The organism is Ideonella azotifigens (genome assembly GCF_006519715.1).
Classification (GTDB): domain Bacteria; phylum Pseudomonadota; class Gammaproteobacteria; order Burkholderiales; family Burkholderiaceae_C; genus Ideonella; species Ideonella azotifigens.
Genome location: NZ_VIDT01000819.1, coordinates 1 through 2,158 on the forward strand (window position 1 = coordinate 1; position 2,158 = coordinate 2,158).

General features: G+C 70.8%; 1 protein-coding gene. It reads left to right on the forward strand.

All coding sequences use genetic code 11. The features are described from left to right. On the forward strand, positions 1-2,158 hold a 2,158-nt coding region (locus FKP22_RS28035), incomplete at both ends, for a PAS domain-containing hybrid sensor histidine kinase/response regulator (protein ID WP_141291332.1).

The following is a 2,158-nucleotide window of genomic DNA, read 5'->3' on the forward strand; positions in this document are numbered from 1 at the left end:
TCTGGGCCATGGCCTCGGCGCGGGCCCGCGCGCTGGCGCTGGCTGCCAGCATGACGGCCGACCTGGACCGGCTCTCGCAAGTGGCAGAGCGCACTTCCAGCGCCGTGATGGTGATGGACGCCCAGGGCCGCATCGTCTGGACCAACCAGGCGTTCAGCACGATGTCCGGCCACAGTGCCGAAGCGGCGCTTGGCCAGCTGCCGCATGCGCTGATGCGGTCCAACCTGGGCACGTCCGAGGCGAAGGCCGCGCTGGCCCAGGCCTATGCCGCCGGGGACAACTTCGATGGCGAGATCGAAAACCGGCGACCCGACGGCCAGGTCTACTGGACCCGCACCGAAGTCCGTCCGCTGCGCAGCGCAGAAGGCCAGCTGACCGGCTTCATGGCCATCGACACCGACGTGACCGCGGTGCGCCAGGCCAACCAGGCGCTGCAGCGTGAGCGCCAGCGGCTGGACCATGTGCTCGAAGGCAGCGACGTGGGCAGCTGGGAGTTCAATGCACAGACCGGTGAAATCCTGGCCGACGCCCGCTGGGCGGCAATGTTCGGCTACGCGGTGGCAGAGGTGCAGCCCTTCAGCTTTGCTCGCTTCTGCGAGCTGGTGCATCCTGACGACGTGCCGGCGATGCTGGCGCAAGGCCGTGCCCACCACGCCGGAGCGCTGTCGCACTACGAGGTCGAGCAGCGGGTTCGCCATGCCGACGGGCGCTGGATCTGGACCCAGTCGCGCGCCAAGTTCGTCTCGCGCACGCCGGAAGGCCTGCCCGAATGGGCCGCCGGCACCCACATCGACATCAGCCAGCGCAAGGCCCACGAGGCCGAGCTGGCCGAGCAGCGCCTGCGCACCGACACCATCTTCGCCAGCCTGCCCGGCGTGGTCTATGAATTCGAGCGACCGGCCCAGGGTGAATCGCGCTTCGTGTTCCTCAGCGGCTCGGCCGCCAGCGTGCTGGGCCTGACCCCGGCCGAGCTGCTGGCCGACCGCCACCAGCTCTACCGCAATGTGCACGGCGACGACCTGCCTGGCCTGAACGAGGACATGAACGCCTCCAGCCGCGACCTGACGCCGCTGCGCAGCGAATTCCGGCTGCGCGTGGGCGAGGCCTGGCGCTGGATCGCGGTCGATGCGCTGCCCACGCGCCGCGAGGACGGCGGCATCGTCTGGTACGGCATGCTGATGGACGTATGCGCGCGCAAGCAGATCGAGGCCCAGCTGGCCGCGGCCACGCAGCAGGCCGAGGCCGCCAACCGCGCCAAGTCGGCCTTCCTGGCCACCATGAGCCACGAGATCCGCACGCCGATGAACGGCGTGATCGGCATGGCCGAGCTGCTGGCGCAGAGCGCGCTGACCGAGGAGCAGGCCGACGCGGTGCACACCATGCGCGACTCGGCCAGCTCGCTGCTGCGGCTGATCGACGACATCCTGGACTTCTCGAAGATCGAGGCTGGCCACCTGGTGCTGGAGCGCACGCCGGTTCGCCTGGCCGCGCTGGTCGAGCGCCTGTACGACGCGCTGCAGCCGGTGGCCACCGCGCGCCAGGTCGAGCTGCAGCTGTTCTGCTCGCCCGCGCTGCCCGAGCTGGTGATGACAGACCCGGTGCGGCTGCGCCAGATCGTCAACAACCTGCTCAGCAACGCGATCAAGTTCTCCGCCGGCCTGCCCGGACGGCGCGGCCGCGTGGCGCTGCGCGTGGAGCCCGACTGCGCACAGCCCGGCCAGGTGCGCTTCGAGGTCAGCGACAACGGCATCGGCATGGACCCGGCCACCATCGACCGCATCTTCCTGCCCTTCACCCAGGCCGAGGTCTCGACCACGCGCCGCTTCGGCGGCACCGGCCTGGGCCTGACCATCAGCGAGCGCCTGATCAGCCTGCTGGACGGCAGGATCCAGGTTCGCAGCGAACCCGGCCTGGGCACCACCTTCGAGGTCGGCCTGCCGCTGCCAGCGGCCGATCCGGCCCTGGCCACCCGCCATGACAGCCACCTGCCAGGCCAGGATGGCGACCGGCTCGCCCCCGCGCCTGTGCTACCCGAGCCCGCCTGGCAGCCCAGCGCCACCCCCGAGCTGCATGGGCTGACGGTGCTGCTGATGGCTCAGGGCGCCTTGCCCACCGACGACCTTGCCGCCTATCTGGTGCCCACCGGCGCCCGCGTGCA